General features: G+C 39.1%; 20 protein-coding genes. 12 read left to right on the top strand and 8 right to left on the bottom strand.

Annotation, left to right across the window (positions count from 1 at the left end):
• Positions 1–92: 92 nt before the first annotated feature.
• Entirely contained in the window at positions 93–1,007 is a 915-nt protein-coding gene (locus ACIQVU_RS01630; protein ID WP_340806294.1) for an EamA family transporter, read from the bottom strand.
• A gap of 138 nt (positions 1,008–1,145) precedes the next feature.
• On the opposite strand from ACIQVU_RS01630, the gene ACIQVU_RS01625 reads away from it, so the two are divergent.
• From ACIQVU_RS01625 to ACIQVU_RS01615, 3 genes are all read left to right on the top strand, one after another.
• Entirely contained in the window at positions 1,146–1,388 is a 243-nt protein-coding gene (locus tag ACIQVU_RS01625) for a cupin domain-containing protein (protein WP_402893439.1), read from the top strand.
• A gap of 203 nt (positions 1,389–1,591) precedes the next feature.
• Entirely contained in the window at positions 1,592–1,969 is a 378-nt protein-coding gene (locus ACIQVU_RS01620; protein WP_402893437.1) for a helix-turn-helix transcriptional regulator, read from the top strand.
• A gap of 174 nt (positions 1,970–2,143) precedes the next feature.
• Entirely contained in the window at positions 2,144–7,258 is a 5,115-nt protein-coding gene (locus ACIQVU_RS01615) for an ATP-binding protein (RefSeq protein ID WP_402893434.1), read from the top strand.
• 16 nt (positions 7,259–7,274) lie between these two features.
• On the opposite strand, the gene ACIQVU_RS01610 is transcribed toward ACIQVU_RS01615, so the two are convergent.
• The 3 genes from ACIQVU_RS01610 to ACIQVU_RS01600 form a co-directional block, all read right to left on the bottom strand.
• Complete coding sequence (locus ACIQVU_RS01610) at positions 7,275–7,976, bottom strand: response regulator transcription factor (RefSeq protein WP_402893431.1); 702 nt, start codon at positions 7,974–7,976, stop codon at positions 7,275–7,277.
• A gap of 57 nt (positions 7,977–8,033) precedes the next feature.
• A complete protein-coding gene (locus tag ACIQVU_RS01605; RefSeq protein WP_402893429.1) occupies positions 8,034–8,555 on the bottom strand; it encodes a hypothetical protein in 522 nt (173 codons plus the stop codon).
• Positions 8,556–8,678: 123 nt separating this feature from the next.
• Positions 8,679–9,143: a hypothetical protein gene (locus ACIQVU_RS01600; RefSeq protein ID WP_340806288.1), complete on the bottom strand. Its 465-nt coding sequence runs from the start codon at positions 9,141–9,143 to the stop codon at positions 8,679–8,681.
• A 186-nt stretch (positions 9,144–9,329) separates the two neighbouring features.
• Here ACIQVU_RS01600 and bioD point away from each other — a divergent pair, with 186 nt between their 5' ends.
• The 4 genes from bioD to bioB are packed head-to-tail and all read left to right on the top strand — an operon-like array spanning position 9,330 to position 12,966.
• Entirely contained in the window at positions 9,330–10,031 is a 702-nt protein-coding gene (gene bioD, locus ACIQVU_RS01595; protein WP_340806287.1) for a dethiobiotin synthase, read from the top strand.
• Complete coding sequence (gene bioA, locus ACIQVU_RS01590) at positions 10,012–11,388, top strand: adenosylmethionine--8-amino-7-oxononanoate transaminase (protein ID WP_402893427.1); 1,377 nt, start codon at positions 10,012–10,014, stop codon at positions 11,386–11,388. The genes bioD and bioA overlap by 20 nt, the downstream gene beginning before the upstream one ends.
• Positions 11,381–11,974 carry a biotin transporter BioY gene (locus tag ACIQVU_RS01585; protein ID WP_340806285.1) on the top strand — a complete coding sequence of 198 codons (594 nt, stop codon included), beginning with the start codon at positions 11,381–11,383 and terminating at the stop codon, positions 11,972–11,974. The genes bioA and ACIQVU_RS01585 overlap by 8 nt, the downstream gene beginning before the upstream one ends.
• Positions 11,971–12,966 carry a biotin synthase BioB gene (bioB, locus tag ACIQVU_RS01580; protein WP_340806283.1) on the top strand — a complete coding sequence of 332 codons (996 nt, stop codon included), beginning with the start codon at positions 11,971–11,973 and terminating at the stop codon, positions 12,964–12,966. Before ACIQVU_RS01585 ends, bioB begins: the two co-directional genes overlap by 4 nt.
• Positions 12,967–13,097: 131 nt before the next feature.
• On the opposite strand, the gene ACIQVU_RS01575 is transcribed toward bioB, so the two are convergent.
• Positions 13,098–14,261, bottom strand: coding sequence for an aminotransferase-like domain-containing protein (locus ACIQVU_RS01575; RefSeq protein ID WP_340806282.1), 1,164 nt, complete (start codon positions 14,259–14,261; stop codon positions 13,098–13,100).
• Positions 14,262–14,385: 124 nt separating this feature from the next.
• Between ACIQVU_RS01575 and ACIQVU_RS01570 the strand changes: the two genes are divergently transcribed.
• The 3 genes from ACIQVU_RS01570 to ACIQVU_RS01560 are packed head-to-tail and all read left to right on the top strand — an operon-like array spanning position 14,386 to position 17,858.
• Positions 14,386–15,783, top strand: coding sequence for an aminotransferase-like domain-containing protein (locus tag ACIQVU_RS01570; protein WP_402893422.1), 1,398 nt, complete (start codon positions 14,386–14,388; stop codon positions 15,781–15,783).
• Between the two features lie 48 nt (positions 15,784–15,831).
• Entirely contained in the window at positions 15,832–17,070 is a 1,239-nt protein-coding gene (locus ACIQVU_RS01565; RefSeq protein WP_340806278.1) for a DNA polymerase IV, read from the top strand.
• Positions 17,071–17,087: 17 nt separating this feature from the next.
• Positions 17,088–17,858, top strand: a complete 771-nt coding sequence (locus ACIQVU_RS01560; RefSeq protein WP_402893418.1) for an alpha/beta fold hydrolase — start codon at positions 17,088–17,090, stop codon at positions 17,856–17,858.
• Here the strand turns inward: ACIQVU_RS01560 and ACIQVU_RS01555 are convergent.
• From ACIQVU_RS01555 to ACIQVU_RS01545, 3 genes are read right to left on the bottom strand one after another with little or no spacing between them, the layout of a single operon-like run.
• Entirely contained in the window at positions 17,855–18,724 is an 870-nt protein-coding gene (locus ACIQVU_RS01555; protein WP_402893416.1) for an SDR family oxidoreductase, read from the bottom strand. The two genes, ACIQVU_RS01560 and ACIQVU_RS01555, sit on opposite strands and share 4 nt — an antisense overlap.
• The gene (locus ACIQVU_RS01550; RefSeq protein WP_340806274.1) at positions 18,721–19,749 is read right to left on the bottom strand and encodes a polysaccharide biosynthesis protein; all 1,029 of its coding nucleotides are present in this window, start codon (positions 19,747–19,749) and stop codon (positions 18,721–18,723) included. The genes ACIQVU_RS01555 and ACIQVU_RS01550 overlap by 4 nt, the downstream gene beginning before the upstream one ends.
• Before the next feature lie 27 nt (positions 19,750–19,776).
• On the bottom strand, positions 19,777–20,376 hold the full coding sequence (locus ACIQVU_RS01545) for a glycosyltransferase family 2 protein (RefSeq protein WP_340806273.1): 600 nt from the start codon (positions 20,374–20,376) through the stop codon (positions 19,777–19,779).
• A gap of 239 nt (positions 20,377–20,615) precedes the next feature.
• On the opposite strand from ACIQVU_RS01545, the gene ACIQVU_RS01540 reads away from it, so the two are divergent.
• Together ACIQVU_RS01540 and ACIQVU_RS01535 are read left to right on the top strand one after the other, a co-directional pair.
• Positions 20,616–21,701 carry a glycosyltransferase family 4 protein gene (locus tag ACIQVU_RS01540; RefSeq protein WP_340806272.1) on the top strand — a complete coding sequence of 362 codons (1,086 nt, stop codon included), beginning with the start codon at positions 20,616–20,618 and terminating at the stop codon, positions 21,699–21,701.
• Positions 21,702–21,803: 102 nt separating this feature from the next.
• Positions 21,804–22,244, top strand: coding sequence for a GNAT family N-acetyltransferase (locus ACIQVU_RS01535; protein ID WP_402893412.1), 441 nt, complete (start codon positions 21,804–21,806; stop codon positions 22,242–22,244).
• Positions 22,245–22,294: the final 50 nt, after the last annotated feature.

Here is a 22,294-nt window from a genome sequence, read left to right as displayed (position 1 = left end):
AAGGAAAAAAGATATATAAAATATGTAAATTTTATGTATAAATTTATATTTTTCTACATATTTTTAGGAGGTATTCACTGTTGTAATAGGCTTTATTGCTTTTTCTGAAAGACGGTGAGATATAAAATCATTAGCAAAATTAGCAATGTGCCAATAAATTGAAAGCTGCCAAAGGAAATTTTTAGCCACAATACGCTGGTGATGACGGCTGTTAGTGGCTCAAGGCTGCCTAATAAGCTTGCCTCCTTTGGCGATAAATAACGTAGGCTTGCAATAAAAAACCAAAAGGCAAGCATGGTTCCAAAAATAATAATAAAAAAGTAATAAGCCACTGTGGAAAATGTCCAAGTGGATAATTCAATGACCCATGGCTGATGGAAAAGGCTCATCACGGCTCCCCCAATAAGCATGGACCAGCCAACAACAAGCAATGAATGAAATTGCTGTAATAGTGGTCCAGCATAGATTGTATAAAAGGCGAGCGAAAGTCCAGAGAGTATACCCCAGAACACAGCCGTAAATGGAACTGACAAGGTAGAAAAAGAGCCGTTTGTTAGTAATAAAAAAGTCCCGACAAGTGTAAGTGTAACGGCTATACCATCTTGTTTTGTTAAGGTGCTCTGCCTTGTAAGCAAGTAGTATGCGATAATAAATAGCGGTGCTAAATATTGTAGCAATGTTGCTACTGCTGAATTCCCAATCGCAATCGACATCATATATGTATATTGAACAGCTAGCATGCCAAGTAAACTAAATAAAATTTGTCGCAAGGCTGTTTGCTTTGTGCGCCATATAACAAATATGGATGCTTGGCGGTGGGTTATTTTATAGAGGGCGAGCAGCAAGACACCCGCTAATAGCAAACGGCTAGATACAAGCCATTCTACAGGGATATTGTCCTGCTGAAACAGCCGTTGTGCTACCGTTCCACCAATTCCCCAAAAGCTTGCTCCTAAAATAACAAGTAGCAAGCCGAGTGTACGTTTTTTCTTGATAATTTGATTCACATCATCACATCTCCTAAACTATCAATATAGGATGATTATAAAAGATTTCCAACTGAATAAATATCGAATTATACAGCTAAAAATATTGAGGTGGTCAAACCCCATATTAAAATAGCGAAGGATTTACAGGAGCTTACATTGCACGGCTCAAAGGCATTTCCACTTGCTTTGTATGAAACAATATTGCGCCTAGCAAGCATGGATGTTTTACCTTTGTATTGGCATAAGGAAATTCAATTTTTTTATATTAAAAGTGGGTATGTACAGTATCGAATAGAAACGGAAACAGTAGTTCTTGAAGCAGGGGAAGGATTGTTTATTAATACAGCAAGGCTACATGAAGCAAAGCCTTACCAAATGGAACATACTGTATTAATATAGACCCTTTTTTAATAGGAGGATATGCAGACAGTGTTATTATGACGAACTATATTGAGCCTTATATAACGAATAATTGATTATCCTATGTCAAGCTTACAGTAGCGTTAGCTGGCAGGGTGAACGACATTGCTCATTTATTGCAGACGTAAGTGCCATTTTTTGAGCTACAGGTTTGAAGGGAGCTGTTAACCATATAGGAAACAATGCTTACACAATCCATGCTAACAACGGAAATTATGGATACCCTCACAATTGTCCAACATGAACGAGTAAAGGCTATGCTTGATTTTTTACATAGCCATTATCATCAGAAAATTACATTGGCAGATTTAGCAGCACATATTTATATCAGCCCAGCAGAATGCAGTCGCTTTTTTAAAAAAGTTGTTGGAATGACGCCTTTTACATATTTGCTATATTATCAGCTTCGTAAAAGTCTGAAGCTATTGCAAAATCATGAGCAATCCATTACAACGATTGCAGTGCTAACAGGCTTTAGTACAGTTAGCTACTATATTGAAAAATTCAAAAAATATACAGGCTACTCACCGCATATCTATCGCAAAAAATTTTTACAGTAGGAGAAAAAAGCTTCAATAATTTAACCAATTTTTAACCTTCGCTTTTTATAGTAGTAAATACATAAAGATGGAGAGGTGTCTAGTTTAAGAATGGTGCAATGGATGATTTAGCTGATAAAAACAAGCATAACCAAACCATTCAACTAAGCCCTATAACGAAAGGAGGAACTGCCTATGAATGATTGTATTCTTTTACAATCAACACAGCATTGGCATCTGCAAAGAATGTATATGCAAAAATATAATCGCTTGGTCCTTGTGAAAAGCATTCATCATAACTCTGCTGAAAAAAGAGCAAAGCTGCAATATGAATTTTCATTGTTTGCCCACGAGCAAAATCCTTGGCTATTACAGCCAATTGCTATTGATTATATTGATGGCCAATATGCAATTATTTATGAAAATTTTAACGGAGTGGCCTTAAAGCGCTTGACCTATCATCATATTTCTTTACATCAATTTTTACAAATAGCTATTGAGCTAACAAATATTTGTATAAAAATGCAGCAAAGTGAACTGCTTTATTTGCACCTTAATCCACAGCAAATTTTAATTAATCCGAACTCATTAAAAATAAAGCTATTAAGCTCAACGTATAGCGCTAAGTATGATGCGGAGTCACCCGTTGTTATTGACAATCCATATGAGCAAATAGAGCAATTGCCTTACTATGCGCCAGAGCAAACAGGAAGGCTTAATGCAGCCGTGGATTACCGCTCTGATTTATATGCGCTCGGTGTGATTTTTTATGAGATAGTGGGCGGTCAATTACCTTTTCAGGCGGAGGACGCTGTTGATCTTATTTATGAAATTGTGACGAAAAAGCCAGCAGCCTTAATAAGCGCTCAAAATAGTTTGCCTCCGATTCTTTGGCACATTATTGACAAGCTATTGGCAAAAAATCCAGATGCACGCTATCAAAGTGCCATTGGATTAAGGGGGGATTTGCTTTCCATTCAGCACAAGCTGCTAGCAAATGAGTCGCTTGACGATTTTCCATTAGGCGAACAGGATATGCGTATAAGCACAGGGTTATCGACGAAGCTTTATGGCAGAGAACAGCAATTTGCGGAGCTTTCCTCCATCTTTCAGCAAGTAGCAAGAGGTGATAAAAAGCTTGTAACGATTGTAGGAGAGGCTGGATGTGGTAAATCAAGGCTTGTTGAGGAGCTAAAGGGAGAAATTGCGGCTGCCAAAGGGTATTTTATTACAACAAAGTATGAGCAGCTACAGCTAGATAACGATTATACAATCGATGCTCACCCATTACGAACTTTATTGAAATTAGTTTATATGGAAGGAGAAAAATCTGTTCAGCTATGGCAAAAATTATTTCAGGATGTCAAGCTTGTCATTACAGAGGAGCTTGTTCGTTTATTGCCTGAGCTGAAATGGTTTATTCAGAAGGAAACAGAGATTCCAAAGGAAGTTCGTGAAAATACAAAACAGCTCCAATCTCATATATTGCTGTCGATTCAAAAAATATTAATGACATTCGCGCTACAAAAAAAGCCCGTTGTATGGTTTGTCGACGATGTCCATTGGGCTACAAGCAGTACCATGGATATTATGGCACAAATTTATGAGCAACATCGAGCGGGCTATTTTATGATTATTAGCGCATTTCGTCCTAATGAAGAAAGCGAGTCGCAGGGAGCACCAATTGTTTCTTATGATACTATGATTCATGTACCTCCTTTGACAGAGCAAGCCGTGCAGCATTGGCTAGAAGCATCCTTCCATGCACAGCCAGAAACCATACAAATGCTTGCCCAGCAATTATTTCATGTGACAAAGGGTAATTCATTATTTGTGAAAGAGGCTGTGCGTTCACTACAGCAAAATAACACAATCTATTTTCAAGCTGAGCAAAAGGAATGGCAGTTTAGCCTGCAAAAATTTCAGCAATTATTTTTAAAGAAGGAGCTATTAACCTTTATTGAAAATAGAATGGCTACATTAGCAATAGATGTACATGACGTATTGCGCATTATCGCTTGTTTTGGCCGCCAGTTTGAGCTGAGTGCCGTATTAAAGCTTGTTGATCTATCAGCACAGGATTTGCTAACGTTTATCAATAGATTAATTGAAGACGGCTTTATTGTACCATTGGATGCTCATTTTAAATGGGCGAGTAAGTTTGCACATGAAGGTATTTTGCATACAATGCCGATGAGGTTTCAATTTGTCCATGATCGTATTCAGCAGGTAGCTTATCATGATTTACCATTGCAAGAGCGTAGGAGGCTTCATTATCAAATTGGTAAGCTATTAACAGAGAACGAAGCTAATATGGGGGATTATTATCGTTTAAATGAGATTGTGAAGCATTATAATTATGCGCAAGTATTATTAACGCAAGAGGAAAGGCAGCAATTAGTGCTATGGAATTATCAGCTAGGGCTAGAGGCGAAGTGTATGGGTCTTTTTGATAATGCACTTTATTATTTTACAACGAGTAAAGAGCTATTACCTGCCAATCACTGGGTCATGTTGAGAGAGCAATCTGTCAAACTATATGCCAACTTAGGTGAGTGTGAATATATAATAGGGCACTATGCACAATCAGAAATCCATTTAACAGAAGCGTTAGAGCATGCAGAAACGGTGTTGGAAAAGCTGCTGGTAAATAGTTTGAAAACGGTGCTATACATTGAATCTGATAGCCCTACAATTGGCTTGAAGGCGGGGCTAGCAGGCTTACAGGTTGCGCGTATCAATATTACAGAACATCCTAAAAAATCACAGCTTTTAAAGGAGTTTTTATTGTTAAAATGGGCTTTACGTCATATGTCTGATGAGGATTTATTGCAGCATCCGCCAACAGATAGCGAGGAAATTGATGTATTGATTCATTTAATTATTAGTATGACAGCAAGCGCTTTTTTACTAAATCCAAATTTAACAGGTATTTTGTTAATGAAGGGATTACGTTTGCAATTGCAGCATGGAACTACTTCGAAAAATGGCATGGTCTTGATTAACTATGCTCTACTATTAAATGCAGGTTTCGACAATATTCAAGAAGCTACTCGCTTTGGCAAGCTTGCGCTTACAGTTGCTGATAAGCAGGAGAATCTATATATTAAAGGGCATACGTATTATGTGTACGGTGTATTTATTAATCACTGGACAGCGCCATATGAAGCTAGTATTCAATATATTAGTATCTCCCAGCAAAAAAATCAGGAGATTGGCTTACATCATTTAGTGTCCTCTGCCTCCTGCTTTATTGTTGCGATCAGATTTATTCAAGGCACAACAATTCAAGATTTACAGCAAGAAATTAGACATCAGCAGGAGGAGTTTTTCAATCAGGCGACCACTTTATCGATAGACTTTTTAGCTGAAATGGACAGATGGATCAATATACTTCGTTATCCCAATCATCCCGTCCATTGGGCCTATCCTTTTACGATACAGGATCAGCCCGCTATTAAAATTATGCATTATGCTGTGCGCCTGCAAATGTCTTTTTTATTAGGTGATAAACAGCAAGGGAAGGCGATTTTACAGGCATTAAAGGAACTCAACAAAGAAACATATACATTACCAGTTACAACTGTTTATTATTTTTATCGTGCGCTGTGGCAAATTGATTGGCTGCATTCTCAGCAATGTAGCAGACAGGAAAAAAGGCGCTATCTTGCCGATATTCAGCAAAGCATAAAAAAATTTAAAAAATGGTCACACTATGCTACGGAAAATTATGAGCATCTCTATGCTTTATTAGTAGCTGAGTATTATCGTTTGAAAAAGCAAGATAAGGATGCTGAGCTTTATTATGATCGAGCAATTCGATTGGCAAATTTACATGCTTTTATACAGGATGCGGGATTGGCATATGAACGTGCAGCCAATTATTATCGAGCAAAGCAACAGCATAAAATGGCAAGGCATTATATCGTCCATGCTATTCAAAAGGTGCAAGCATGGGGAGCTGACACAATTGCTAGAAGGTGGGAACTCATTTATCAGGTGCAGCGCATACCAGAAAATCAGCGTAAACAAGCACTTACCTTTGATATGATGACAGTTTTTGAAACAACACAATCCTTTGCAACGGCTATACGAATGGAGGATTTATTGCATAAAATATTGTTTTCCCTATTAAAGCATATAGGGGCAGATGTCGGCTACTTTATCCATAACCAACAGCAACAATTAATGGTGCTAGCAAAGGCAGAAGCACAGGCAACAACCTTTACAATGTATGACCAGCAAACAGTGGAGGATTTAAGCGCAACGATGCAATCCATCGTACGCTATGTCTTAAAAAGCAAAGAGCATCTTATTATTCAAAATGGACAAGGACATCATCAACTATCCTTATATGCATCTGCTAAGTCCATATTATGTCTGCCGATTGTTCATCAAAATCATATTATTGCAGTGTTGTATTTTGAAAATACATTAATGACGAATGCCTTTCATCCATCGCATGTTCATTTATTGCAAGTAATCGCTGCACAAATTGCCGTATCCATTGAAAATGCTAAAATATATGGTGAATTAGAGCAGCGCGTGCATATGCGTACAAGGGAATTAGATGAAACAAATAGACATTTAACAGCCATGAATGAGCGCTTAGAAAAAAATGAATTAGAGCGTAAAAAGCTTTTGCATAGTATTTCTCATGAATTACGCTCACCATTAACCTCTACGTTAGGCTATATTGAATTAATGCTTGAGGGTGTCATCGAGGATAAAGCAGCCATCGAGAAATATTTAATTAGAAGTAAGGAAAGGCTATTATCGTTAAATCGACTGATTCAAGATTTATTTGATTTAGCGAACTTGGAAGCGGGGAGAGCAGAATTCACCTTTACAGAAATAACCGCACAGGAATTATTCCAGCGCTTTGCGTACCGTTATGAGGATGATGTCAAACGATTAGGTTTAGACTATAGCGCACACTTTGAAGGGCATCCAGAGGCGCGGCTCTTAATAGATGAGGCACGCATAGCACAAGTGATGGAAAATTTAATGAATAATGCGATGAAATATACAACTGATGGACATATTCAATTGATGATACATGTAGAGAAGATGCAGCTACGCTGTTTAGTAGCCGATAGTGGCATTGGTATAGCTGACAGTGATTTGCCCTTTGTTTTCGATAGCTATTATCGAGCATCTCCTAGTCAGCATTTGGAGTCACATGGTATTGGCTTAGCCATCTGTAAGCAAATTATTACACAGCACAATGGAGAAATAACAGTTGAAAGTCCTAAACAGCAAGGCACAATTTTTAGCTTTACATTACCGCTTGTGACAGGAGTTACTTAGCAAGAGTGATGGTGCTTTACGAGCCATCACTCTTTTTTTTATGGACAAATTGATAGCCAAACCCTCGCATCGTTTGAATCCATTTAGGTTTAGCAGGTGTATCCTCAATTTTACGGCGTAGTGTACTAATATGAACAGATACTGTTTTTGAATCTGCTACCCCATCCCGCCCCCAAACATGGTCGATTAATTGATCCACGCTAATCACTTGGTTGGCATGCTCAATCAAATAGAACAGCAGTAGCTTTTCCTTTGTAAATAAATTTAACAATACCCCATCTTTATAAACATTTTTTTCATCATAATGAATGGCTAAATTATCAATATGTATAATATTGCTTTTCTTTGGTCCTGCTTTTCGCTTTAAATTTGCCTGCACACGTGCTAGTAATTCCTTTGGGATAAATGGTTTTGTAATATAGTCATCTGCACCAACCTCAAAGCCTTCAAGCTTTTGATCAATAAAATGATTCACCGTCACAAAAATAATAATAACATCTGATTGGGCACGAATTTTTTTCGCCAGCTCAAAGCCTGTGCCATCTGGTAAATTAACATCCAATAAAATTAAATCAGGCTGCTCAGTCATCGCCATATGCCAGCCTTGTGCAATGGATATTGCCTTCAGTACTGTATAATGAGCCTTGGCAATCGTAAGAGAGAGCACTTCCATAATATCGATATCATCTTCAACGATTAAAATTTTTTCGTTCCTCATATCGGTAAAGCTCCTTTCATTCGATTTAAACAAATGATGATATAGAAAAGAAGGATACTATTTTCGACTCGGAAAAATCACATATGACAAGCTAATAATGGCATCAATCACTAAAACAATGCCCCAGGTTTTCATTATTTGCAGCAAGGGAGATGTATCGGTAGCAGTACCAGCAAATTGAGTCATTCCGTATAAGCAGCCAGCACCAATGGCAAATGCACCAATATGGCGCACAAGCATCTTGACTTCGTGAAGGCCTTTCGCCTTGCCAGTGAGTGGTGTCTTTTTTGGCTTTTTGAAAAACCATTGTTGGAATTTTTCATCTGCCCATGCAATCATTGTTTTCCCATATGCAATGGACACGCCGATATAAATTGCCGCAATGCCATGAGAAGCCGAGGCAGGTGTCCCTCTTTTTAGATCAATGGTTGTCAAGATAATTAGGACTAAATCAATAACAGGTGTTAAGGCAAAGAAGAAAATGCTTAACTTTGGCATTTTCAGTACATAGCGGCTAATTAGCCCTAGAATAATCACAATCCAAAAGGCAATTTCCGCCGCTATAATCCAAGGTATCATAATAGGTTCCTCTCATTCTCTAGTAAAATAATCCATAGATAGCTAAAAGCATAGAAAATATTCAGCACATACTTAGGGTGACGTCCAGTCGTTTAGAAGCTTGTCATTTTCATTCTATGTCTGTCAGTCGAGATAGGCAACAGCATCGAGAAGGTCTTCGCGGACAGCCTCCCAAAATTGCTGCTGGACGGCATCACAATACGTATAAAGCTCCTTTTGCTGCGTATGCTCATATAAGGCAGCGATAGCTTCTTTGTGAAAATGTAGCCGATGGTTCAGTGTTCCACGCTCTTCCTCTATACAAAACATTTTATAGACATCTGCCAAACGCTCTAATTTGGCTAATTGTTGTGTGATGCTTTCATATTGGGCTTGATGAAAGCGCCCAACCGCAGAGGTCATTGAAATTTTTGCTCGATGTGCTGCTTGTAATGTTCGCAATTCCTCCTGACGAATAGCTACACGATACCAAAATTCATAGCGATTAGGCAATGCTCTTAATTCATAGGTAAGAAAAGATTTTAAAATAGTATGCATTTGCTCATAGCTATCTATGGTTTTCTCTGTTTCTTTAAAAATACCAAACATCTAAACCACCCCCATGTCATTGTAATACTACAAAAATAATGAAAAATCCTTTAAATCACGGCTATTTTCATAGAAATCAGTTCATGCTTAGCCAACAAAATGCAGAATAGCCATTTACAAAATAAAAATATATGTGTTAACTTAATTGTTGTAATAAGTTAACTTGAAAAGAGGGGGAGGTTAACCATGCATTTTTGGGTTGTAGGAACCGATACGGATGTCGGTAAAACGGTTGTTACGACATTGTTAATGCGTCAACTGCAGCAGGAGTATTTACAGGTTATACCATACAAGCCAGTGCAAACAGGTGAGGTTTGTGTAAATGGACATGGCTATTATGAGGATACCGCTATGTATCAAAAGTATTCTTTACAAACATTAAAGGAGGAGCACCTAAATAGCTATTCCTTGAGGGAGGCAGCATCACCACATTTTGCTGCACAGCTGGAGGGGCAGCAAATTGAAGTAGATAAGCTGTTACAGCATATCGAAGAACTACAACAATCCTATGAGGTTGTCATATGCGAGGGAGCTGGTGGACTTTTTGTACCTTTAGATAGTGAGAAGAGAACAACTTTTCTCGATGTAATTGTCCGTAGTCAGCTACCCGTTGTGCTTGTGACAAGAACAGCTCTTGGCACAATTAATCATACATTATTAACGATGGAGGCATTGCAAGCTCGGCAAATTGAGGTGCTTGGTATTGTCTTTAATGGCTATACAGGTAGCGTGCTAGAGCAGGATAATATCAACACCATTTTGACCTATCACCCTGTCCCATATGCTATTATTCCATCACTACAGGACAGTGCACAATTAGTAGCATATGCGATTAAAACAACATCATTATTTGAAAGGCTTTATGCATATGAATCAACTATTCACTGATTTACAGACAAGAGATTTGCAGTATGTTTGGCATCCATGCTCACAAATGAAGGATTATGAAACATTTCCACCGATTGTTATTACAAAAGGGCAAGGTGTATGGCTTTATGATGAGCAAGGGCAACGTTATTTAGATGCTGTATCATCTTGGTGGGTCAATCTTTTTGGACATGCCAATCCGCGCATTAGTCAGGCATTGAGTGAGCAGGCCTTTACATTGGAGCATACGATTTTTGCTAATTTTACACATGAGCCTGCTATTCGCTTAGCTGAAAAATTAGTCGCTTTAACACCGAGAGGGCTACAGAAAGTATTTTTTGCAGATAATGGCTCATCCGCAATTGAAGTAGCTTTAAAAATGAGCTTCCAATATCATAGGCAAACAGGGAAATCGGCAAAGAAGCGTTTTCTGGCGTTAACAGATGCTTATCATGGCGAAACGATTGGTGCTTTATCTGTAGGAGGCGTTGGACTTTACAATGATATATACCAGCCATTGCTGTTAGATACGGTACGCGCTAAAGGACCAGATTGCTTCCGTTGTCCATTCCAAGAGGAGCCAGCAAGCTGTCATGCCCCGTGCAGTCAGTTTGTAGAGGAGCAGCTAAAAGTGCATCATCAGGACATTACGGCTGTTATTATTGAGCCACTGATTCAAGCAGCGGCGGGCATGAAAATGTATCCACCTGTTTACTTAAAGCGTTTACGAGCATTGTGTACACAGTATGGTGTACATCTGATTGCAGATGAAATTGCGGTTGGCTTTGGACGTACAGGTACATTATTTGCCTGTGAGCAGGCGGATATTACACCTGATTTTATGTGTTTATCAAAGGGCTTGACAGGTGGCTATTTACCATTATCTGTGGTAGTAACAACAAATGAAATTTATCACGCTTTTTACGATGACTATGGCACAATGAAAGCATTTTTACATTCTCATAGTTATTCAGGCAATACACTAGCATGTCGTGTTGCCCTTGAAGTATTGACGATATTTGAAGAAGAGCATGTAATCGCGATGATTCAAGAAAAAGGGCAATGGATGCGAGAGCTAGCAATGGCGGCATTTAGTGAGATGCCTTATGTGGGTGAATATCGACAACTGGGCTTAGTCGGGGCGATTGAGCTTGTGGCGAATCGCGCTACAAAGGAGCCATTTGCAAGCAGGGAGCGCATAGGCTATCAAATTTATCAGCATGCCTTAGCAAAGGGGTTATTATTACGTCCACTTGGCAATGTTTTGTATTTTATGCCACCTTATATTATTTCAGAAGAGGACATGCATATGATGATTGCTACTGCAAAAGAAGCCATCGAACAATTTTTCCAGGAGCGGGGGGAGTATTTTGGTTAAACGACAATCTACATTGGCACTTGTGATGATTGCGATGTTTGCCGCTTTAACGGCTATTGGCGCATTTATTAAAATTCCATTACCTGTCGTTCCATTTACATTACAAATTGTGTTTGTATTTTTAGCGGGCTGCTTGCTAGGAAGCCGTAATGCTTTATCTAGTCAACTTGTTTATATAGGTGTTGGCTTAGTGGGACTGCCTGTATTTACGCAAGGGGGTGGCATCACCTATGTGTTACAGCCAACATTCGGCTATTTGATTGGCTTTGCGCTTGCTGCCTATTGTATTGGCTGGCTCATTGAAAGAGTGCAGACACCTACGAAAAAGCATTTTATTGGGGCAACCATTGTAGGGCTTATCATTATTTATGCGGTAGCTGTGCCGTATTTATATATAGCCTTGAATTTTTGGTTAGATATGAAAACAAGCTGGTCACATGTGTTCGCTGTCGGCTTTTTAGGCAGTATTGTCGCTGATTTTTGCTTAGCTGTTACATCCGCGTTATTAGCTGAACGATTGTATAAAGTATTCCAATCAGCAAGAACGCTGAAAATTTCACAGATGGAAAGGGAGAACATGATATGAATTATTTACAATTAGCACAAGAGGTCATCGCTGGGAAGGTGATTAGCAATGAGGAGGCACTTGCGATTTTAAATAGTGAGGATGATAAGCTGTTACAGCTTATGGATGGTGCTTTTGCCATTCGTCGCCATTATTTTGGCAAAAAGGTCAAGCTCAATATGATTATGAATGCGAAGAGTGGCTACTGTCCTGAGGATTGCGGCTATTGCTCCCAGTCTTCTCGCTCAACTGCACCGATTGAAAAATATCCTTTTATTACAAAGGAGGAAATTTTAGCAGGGGCAAAGCAGGCATTTGACAATAAAATTGGAACCTATTGCATTGTAGCAAGTGGGCGTGGGCCAACACGTAAGGATGTTCATGTCGTAAGCGAGGCTGTTGCTGAAATTAAGGCGAAGTATGGCTTAAAGGTTTGTGCCTGCCTTGGTTTATTAAAAGAGGAGCAAGCACAGCAATTAAAGGAAGCGGGTGTGGATCGCTACAATCATAACTTAAATACATCGGAGCGCCATCACTCCTTTATTACAACCTCCCATACATATGAGGATCGTGTCAACACGGTGGAAATTGTGAAAAAGCATGGCATTTCACCTTGCTCAGGTGCGATTATTGGGATGAAGGAAACAAAGGAGGATGTTGTTAATATTGCTCGCGCGCTTTATCAATTAGATGCAGATTCGATTCCCGTGAATTTTTTAAATGCCATTGATGGCACAAAGCTAGAGGGAACAAAGGACTTAAATCCACGCTATTGCTTAAAAGTATTAGCGCTGTTCCGTTATATCAATCCTACAAAGGAAATCCGTATCGCTGGTGGACGTGAAATTAATCTCGGCTCCCTACAGCCACTCGGCCTTTACGCTGCTAACAGTATTTTTGTAGGAGATTACTTAACAACAGCGGGACAGGAGGAAAATAGTGATTATCGTATGTTAGAGGACTTGGGCTTTGAAATTGAATTAACGGAGAAGCAAGAGGAGGTGTTTTGCTAGGAGATTGAGTAGCGGGGCGGAAAGTGACGGATAGAAAGTTAAATGTGACGGATAGAACTTGAGAACTGACGGATAGCTTACAAGCAAAAGCCGTATAAGCGCTGTAAAAAGCGTTTATACGGCTTTGTTTTTTATAAAATAGTTGCTAAACGTTGAATGCCTTCACGGATAACTTCAGGTGTAGCATTTGTATAGTTTAAACGCATTGTATTCACGTTTGTTTTAGATGTGTAGAATGGATCGCCTGGCACAAAGGCAACCTTTTGCTCCATTGCTTTATAGAAAACGTCAAGGGCTGGTGTGCCATCTTTCATTGTTGCCCAAATAAACATGCCCCCATCAGGTCGTGTATATTCTACATGTGCAGGGAAAAATTCTTCCATTGCATCCAGCATCGCCTGTGCCTGATTTTTATATAAAGCAATAATTTTTTGTACATGCTCCATATACTCATTATTCGCTAAATAATCATAGATAACATACTGTGAGAAAATATTTGTATGCAAATCAGAGGCTTGCTTCGCTGTTTCAATATGCTGCAATAGCTCTTTATTTTTCGTAATAATAAAGCCAAGTCGCATACCAGGCGTAACTGTTTTTGAGAAAGAACCTAGTAAAATACTATTTTCTAATTTTCCAGCACCGATATATGGCAGTGTTTCGCCATGGAAGCGCAATTCTCCATATGGATCATCCTCAATTAAAGCAACATCATATTTTGCGACGATTTCACAAATTTGCTGACGTTTTTCCTTTGAGTATGTAAGCCCTGTTGGATTTTGGAAATTTGGCACAGTATACAAAATTTTCACATTTGGCTGTTGCAGTGCTTGTTCTAGCTCCTCTAAATTAAGACCATCATGTTCAAGTGTAACACCATGGAAAGTTGGCTCACATAATGTAAAAGCTTGGATAGCCCCTAAGTAGCCAGGCTCCTCAATGACAATGCCATCGCCTTTATTAATTAGCACCTTGCTAATCAATTCTAGTGCTTGCTGTGAGCCTGTTGTAATTAATACATCATCAGCATGTACATCTAAGCCGTGTAATTGCTGATATTTAGTAGCAATATACTCACGTAATGGCGCATAGCCCTGTGTAGAAGCATATTGGAATACACGGCTACCATTTGCTGTAATCGCATGATCTACAGATGCTTTTAGTGCATCTACTGGAAACGAGATAGGGTTTGGAAGTCCCCCTGCAAAGGAAATAACATCCTCTGCATCAGTTACTTTTAAAATATTTCGAATAAATGAGGATGGTGTCTTTAAGATTCTTTCTGAATATTGCATAATTATCGGTCCTTTTTTTCTGATTTTTTAAAAATTATATCATTGTCATCGTGTGCATACAATATTATCATTGTATGCAAGACAATTAAAGATTGTATGCAAATTAAAAAAAGGAGCTTAACGCATGCCAATTAATTCATTTGATGAATACCCAATGAGCTGGAAGCCTGATATTCGCAATAGTTCAGCACCATTATATATAGCCATCGCACAACAGCTTGAGCAAGATATTAAGGATGGCAAGCTACTACCTGGGACAAAGCTGCCTCCACAACGTGAATTGGCTGATTTTTTAGATGTCAATCTAAGCACAATTACACGAGCCTTTAAGCTATGTGGACAAAAAGGGCTTATTTATGCCTCGATTGGTAGTGGTACATTTGTGTCAACGGATGCAGCAAGCAATAAAATATTATTACCAGCAAATCATACAACACCTATGATTGAAATGGGCTCTGTGCTACCTGATAATTTTGCCAATGAGGATATTACACGCTTTATGAAGAAAATGTTAAATGAGCCTAGTGTGAGCAAGCTGTTTCAATATGGACGTCCTGAGGGCAATGCTTGGCAGCAGGAGGCAGTGATGAAGCTTTTTGAATGGATTCATTTCCAACCTAATCAGCCTATTTTGCTTGGGTCAGGAGGGCAAAATGCGATTGTTGGGACGCTGGCGGCATTATTTCAGGCAGGTGACCGCATTGGCACAGACCCTATGACCTATGCGGGCATTAAAACGGCTGCCAATATGCTTGGTATTCAGCTTGTCGCCATTCAGCAAGAAAATGGTGAGATGACAAGGGAGGGGCTATTGTATGCCTGTAAAAATGAACATATTAAGGGCATCTATGTGATTCCTGACTTTCATAATCCAACAACCCATACAATGTCTGTGGCAACAAGACAAATGATTGCAGAGGTGGCAAGGCAGAAGGATTTAATTGTGATTGAGGATGCGATTTATAGCTTTTTAAAGGAGCAGGCGATCGCTCCAATTGCTTCCTATGCACCAGAAAAGGTCATTTATATTGCCAGTCTATCAAAAACGATTTCACCAGGCTTGCGTTTGTCCTTTATTGTGACACCGCCAGCCTATCGTAAAAAAATTATGGAAACCCTTTATAATATTAATATTTCGGTTTCACCACTTATGCTAGAGCTTGCAGTAAGATTAATTCATGAGGGAGTAGCACAAACAATTTTAGAGAAACATCGCACCTACACAAAGCAGCAAAATGCACTGGTCAATCATTATTTAGGTGATTATCATATTTTAGGTGATGAGGAATGTATTTTTAGATGGCTGCTATTGCCTGAGCAATTTACAGGTGTGCAATTTGAATTGCTGGCTGCCAAGGCAGGGGTACAGGTATATGCAGCAGAGCGCTTTGCTGTAGGTAATGCCAAGCCTGTCAATGCTGTTCGTTTAGCGATTACAGCACCTGAGCATCAGCTTGAGCAAGCATTAATCATCTTAAAGGATATACTTGAGAGCAATGGGGATTATGCGTTTGTTGATTAACGGAAGGCTGACGTATAATAAATGTATAGCAGAAAAGAGGTGAAGCAAATGGCTCATAAAGGGCGCGTTATTTTTCATGTGGATATGAATAGCTTTTATGCCTCTGTGGAGCAGGCACATCATCCTGACTTAAAGGGCAAGCCCCTTGCCATAGCTGGTAATCCAAAGGAGCGGCGTGGTATTTTAGTGACCTGCTCCTATGAAGCGAGGGCACTTGGCATTTATACGACTATGACGGTTTATGAGGCACAACGTAAATGTCCTGAGCTATTGCTACTGCCACCTGATTTTCCAAAGTATCGTGCAGCCTCAAAAGAAATATTTACCATTCTTCGTAGCTATACAGATTTAGTGGAGCCTGTTTCGATTGATGAGGGCTATATGGATGTGACGGCATTAAGCAAGGAAAGACATGCCCTTAGTATTGCCCAGGAAATACAGCAGCGTATTTTAACAGAGCTTGATTTACCTTGCTCCATAGGCATTGCTCCAAATAAATTTTTAGCGAAAACGGCTTCTGATCGTAGAAAGCCAATGGGCATTACCATTTTGCGAATACGTGACCTGGAACAACTGCTGTGGCCAGATGAGGTAGTAAAAATGCATGGTATTGGTGTAAGCACAGCGAAAAAATTAAATGCACATGGCATATTTACCATTGGTGATTTAGCGCAAACGGATGAGTATACTATCAAGCAAATGTTGGGAAAAAATGGTGTGCGCCTTCGTGCAAGGGCGAATGGCATTGATGACCGTGCAGTAGACCCAGAGGCTATTTTTGATACAAAAAGTGTAGGCAATTCTACAACATTGCCTGAAGATGTATCAGATATTCGCGCATTGCATAAAACGATTGAAGGGCTATGTAAAAAAGTAGCAGAGCGGCTAGATGCGAAGCGTTTAGCAGGCTCCACTGTGAGCATTCAAATCAGGGATGCTCATTGGCAAAATCATACACGCTCAAAAACAATGACCAATGTCCTTTACCGTTTTGAGGATATTTTTCCTGTTGCATGTGCATTATTTGATAGGCATTGGGATGAAACACCTGTTAGATTACTTGGTGTTACTATTTCCAATGTTGTTGACCGCAAAGATTATTCACAGCAGTTATCCATTTTTAATTTTCAGGAGCATGTAAAGGATGAACCGATTTTAAAAATTGTGGATGAAATAGAGGAACGCTTTGGTAAGGGCATGATTCAGCGGGGTGTCGATCTTGGCAAGCGTTCGTCCTATCAATCTCAAACAAGCTTTAGTAAAGATTTTTTAGACGATCATCACTAAAAGGGGATGGCAAGATCATGAATTATAAGGAATATGGCAATAGCAACAAGCCATTGATGATGTTTATTCATGGAGGTGGCGTAGGGGGATGGATGTGGGATAAACAAGTGCAGCATTTTTCCAACTATCACTGTATTGTACCAGAGCTTTTATCAGTAGCTCCATTTTCCATTGAGCATTGTGCCAACAAGCTTGTACAGTTAATTGAAGAAAAGGCAAATGGCAAAACAGTTATTGTGATTGGCTTTTCCTTAGGTGCGCAAATTGCTATTCAAATGCTTAGTATAAAGCCGAATGTCAGCGATTTTACGATGATTAATAGCGCACTTGTGATCCCTTCACCTACTATGACAAGGCTTATGCAGCCAGTGATTCAACTAACATTTCCACTTGTTAAAAATAAAGCATTTGCTAAGCTACAAGCGAAAGCCTTATATATTGATGACCGTTATTTTGAACGCTATTATCATGAGAGCTCCACTATGCATGTGGAGGTATTGCTGCAAATCCTGCAAGAGAATATGTCGTTTTCTATTCCATCCAATTTCCATAAAGCACAGGGAGGAATTTTAATTACAGTGGGCGCTCAAGAAAAAAGCATAATGAAAAAATCCGCCAAAGCATTGCTTCAGCATCATCCTACTTGTCATGGGGTAATATTGGGAAATATTGGTCACGGTGTGTCGTTAGCGAAGCCTGCCTTTTTCAATGATTTTGTTGAACATTGGCTAAAGGATGGGCAATTGCCTAAGGGCACGGTGATGGAATCAATAAAACGCCACGATTAATATATATCATGGCGTTTATGATAATGAGGATATAAATTTTTATGCTGTAGCATCCAGTCCTTCATCTCTACAATCATAGCTTGATAGCTAGGAACAACAAAGGAGAAGTCATGTCTTGTATTGATTAATGTTTTATCGACATTGATAAGTGGGTCAGGAAGAATATTGATGGTATTGTTTCTAAAATATTGATTCAATAATTGTAAAAGATCATATTTTGAAATATTCGTTGCATGGACTAAATGATAGAGTCCTGTTAAACCTTCTTTGGCAGCCTGTTCAATCGCTTTTGCCAAGGTCAGTGTGGTAACGCCCGTCCAAAGCGCACCTGTATAGCCGTTAATGGAGCCATGCTGCTGCATAAACCAATTAAACAGCCCGATGCCATCCTTTTGTAGATCAGGGCCAATAATAGAGTTGCGGAATGTTAAATGCTTGTTGTTATCAATTTCCCCTAAGCCCTTTGTACGATCATAAAAGGTTTCTCCATCCCGTGTGCTTTGTTCATAATAGGGGGCAGCTTTTCCCGAAAAAACGCAATCGGTACTAAGCTGAATTAGCCTTGTTTCGCGATCTTTTAGGTGAGCGGCAATGGCATGGGGTAAATAGCTATTTAAAAAAATACTTTTAGCAGGATATTGTTCACAGGCATTGTTTAACATACCAATACAATTAACAACAATATCAGCATCGGTAGTTGCTAAGAGCGCTTGTAAAAATTGACGATCTGTAATATCGCCGACAATATTGTTGCCATAGGGAAAGGCTGTTCTGGAGTAGGTGGTAACATGATGCCCTTGCTCACATAAATATATAGCAATCATATGACCAGCCATGCCTGTAGCACCAAGCACTAAAAATTTCATGGTTTTCCTCCCATCCAGTGAAGAAGCTCCTGTTGAATAAGTGGCAGCTTGATTAATTTTTCTTTGAGCTCAGCGATACTTAATAGTTGTGTATTATTGGAATTATATTCATCCGTTAATGATATTTTAGGGGAGCCTTCATCGAGGTATTTGCCATAATGTAAATCTCGATTATCTGCGGGAATGCGATAAAAATTACCTACATCTCTCGCTTTTGCAGCTTCTTCCTTTGTACATAATACTTCATACATTTTTTCACCGTGCCGTGTGCCAATAATTTGAATCGCATTATTTGCCTGGAATATCTCCAGTAAAGCTTGTGCTAAATCTTGCACTGTAGCGGCAGGCGATTTTTGTACCATAATATCGCCGTGCTGGGCATGAGCGAAGGCATATAACACTAATTCGACTGCCTCATCAAGGCTCATGATAAAGCGTGTCATTTGAGGTTCTGTAATGGTTAAAGGCTGACCAGCTTTAATTTGTTCGATAAATAACGGAATAACAGAGCCGCGAGAAGCCATCACATTGCCGTACCTTGTGCCACAAATTAAGGTTTGCTTAGGGTCTACCATTCTTGATTTTGCAATAAATGTTTTCTCCATCATTGCTTTGGAGATGCCCATCGCATTTACAGGATAGGCAGCCTTATCAGTAGAGAGACAAATAATTTTTTGAACGCCAGCCTGAATCGCAGCTGTTAGGACATTTTCTGTTCCTAAAATATTTGTTTTAACAGCCTCTAAAGGGAAAAATTCACAGGAGGGAACTTGCTTTAGGGCTGCCGCATGGAAGACAAAATCAACCTGATACATGGCATGATGAATGCTTTCAATATCGCGCACATCCCCAATATAAAACTTTATTTTAGAATGCTGGTAAAGCTTTCGCATATCATCCTGCTTTTTTTCATCTCTAGAGAAAATACGAATTTCCTTTATATTGGTATTTAAAAAACGCTGTAAGACCGCATTACCGAAAGAGCCAGTACCGCCAGTAATCAGTAAAATTTTATTTGTAAACATCGTATGCTGGATGACACCTCCCACATGCTATTTCAACCCTCTTTGATGTAAATCGCATTCTGAGTTTTCCCGTGGATAGTTGTACCAATAAGCGAGTTCATTTGTATATTTACATATTGGATTTTTATCCATCAGAGCACGATTAAAGTCCCAATCCCCAGCAATATCCTTACGTATTGTAAATGCAGCATCACCGATAAAGCTTCTGCGAATAATTTTAAATTGTCCAGGCAATGAGTAGCGGTTGGATTCATCTTTAATAAATGCGTAGCCGTTTTTAATAAGCATATTATAGTAGTAAATATCAAACGTACCATCGACTTGTGCTAATACATTGCGAATAGCAGGTAAATAATGGTCATCGCTATCAATAATCGCTATATAATCACCTGTTGCCTCTGCAATGCAGCGATTATAAGCAACACTCGCGCCTAAATTTGTTGGATGGACAATGATTTTTAAGGCTGCACAGTTTTTTTGATAGTCTTGTAAAAGGGCTAATGTATTATCTGTAGAGCCATCATCCACCACTATGATTTCATAGGCATATTCTTTCGGAATACTGTCTAGCATGGTGACAATCCATTGCTCGCTATTAAACGCAGGTGATAAAAAACTAATCTTCATATGCTCCCTCCATTCTTACTAGATTCTTAGCATTTTTCTCGCTCACGTTGGCAGAGTAGATTCTTTATTACAATATGCATACATGATGTACGCTTGTAGGCAATTGCTTGTTTACAGAAGTTTTTAAAAGAGATATTTACGAGAGAAAATAGATGTAGAGGGATGAAAAATGCTAAGTTAGGCACATTTGGAAGCTGTGACCATATACTAGTAGAACGCCTTTTAGAAAGAGGGAAACAATGTCAAAAAGGATTGCCTTTATTTGTAGCGTGGAGTCTTATAAGCTTTCTGATGCCCATATTTTTAAAGACCTTTGTCTTGTACCGATTTTATTAGGAGAGCATTTAGGGTATGACGTGAGCATTCTCACAACGGAAATGAATGAAGCACTTCTTCAACAAACCTTTCCTGCTGTAAAGTTTGAGCGGATACCCTTTGAAGATGACTATATTGCCAATATGAACGCTTATTTAGCAGGGCATGCAAAGGATATTGATATTGTCTTTGCTATAGGACCCTATCCATCCTATTTACCCATTTTAAAAGCCTATAAGCACTACAATCCTCACGGGAAAATTTATATGAAGCTAGATGTGAATCGTTATTGGCTTAATCGTTTAAAAACCTATCCTTATTTTTTAGAGCTGTTGCAACTCTGTGATCTTCTATCCTCTGAATGTGTAGCCATTCAGACGGCTATTCAAGAATTTTCACAATTAACGATTCAGCATCTCCCAAATGGCTTTTATGAGCATTTTCCAACAGCCCCTGTATTGTTTAGTGAGAAAGAAAATCGCATTTTAATGGTAGGGCGCTTAGATGCACCAGAGAAGCAAACATTATTGGCGGTCAAGGCATTTCTAGCAGCACAGCTTAGCGATTGGGAGCTGCGTTTAGTCGGACCAATGTCTGAGCCATTTTATCAGGAGCTCATGGCATTACTGGATGGTCATCCATTTTCTGCCCAGGTGATCATCGTAGGGTCAATTCAGGATAAGGTGCAATTAGAGGAAGAATATCGAAAGGCTAAAATTTTTTGCTTAACGTCCTTCGTTGAATGCTATGCCCATGTATTTGCAGAGGCTGCTAAAAATGGCTGTTATATTGTGACAACGGATGTGGATGGTGCTATGGATATTACTCAGCAGCAGCGCTTTGGAACAATTCATCCAACACATGATTGGCAAAGCATCAGCAAGACCTTACAGCATGTAACACAGCAGGAGGCATTGCTAGCTACTACCTGTGTGCAGCTACAAGCCTTTGCACGTCAAACCTTAAATTGGCGTGATCTTGTTACAAAGATTACTCGTTATTTAGTGTAAATAATGGCTTGTTTTAGAGAGTTTTCTTTTCTTTATCCGCTTATTTTCTATATAATCAATACTAGCACTAACAATCATGGGAAGACATAAGGGGAGAAAAGAATGAAGATATTTCAAGCAACAATGAATGAACTAGAGGAGTTAACAGTGCTCTTTGATGAATATCGCCAGTTTTATGGGATTGAGTCAGATATCAGCAGTGCGAAAGCATTTTTACAATTACGCTTAGCCTTAAAGGAGTCAGTAATTTTTCTAGCAATGAAGGAAGGCAGGGCTGTTGGCTTTACCCAATTATATCCAACGTTTTCTTCACTTGCCTTACAGCGTGCTTATATTTTAAATGATATTTATGTAACGGATGATGCGAGAGGCTTAGGGGTGGGCACGGCATTGATGGAGAAGGCATTCCAATATTGCGAGCAGCAATACGCACGCTATGTAACATTGCAAACAGCAACGGATAATATTAATGCACGAAGATTATATGAAAAACTACATATGCAACAAGATGAATTTTGTAATTATGTGAAATATTTTAAATAAGCGTTAGTATTGCTAAAAATGCCCCTAGGCATAGAGAGAGCCTAGGGGCG

Source organism: Lysinibacillus sp. NPDC098008, from assembly GCF_044760715.1.
GTDB lineage: Bacteria > Bacillota > Bacilli > Bacillales_A > Planococcaceae > Lysinibacillus.
This window is presented reverse-complemented; position numbering and strand designations above follow the sequence as displayed.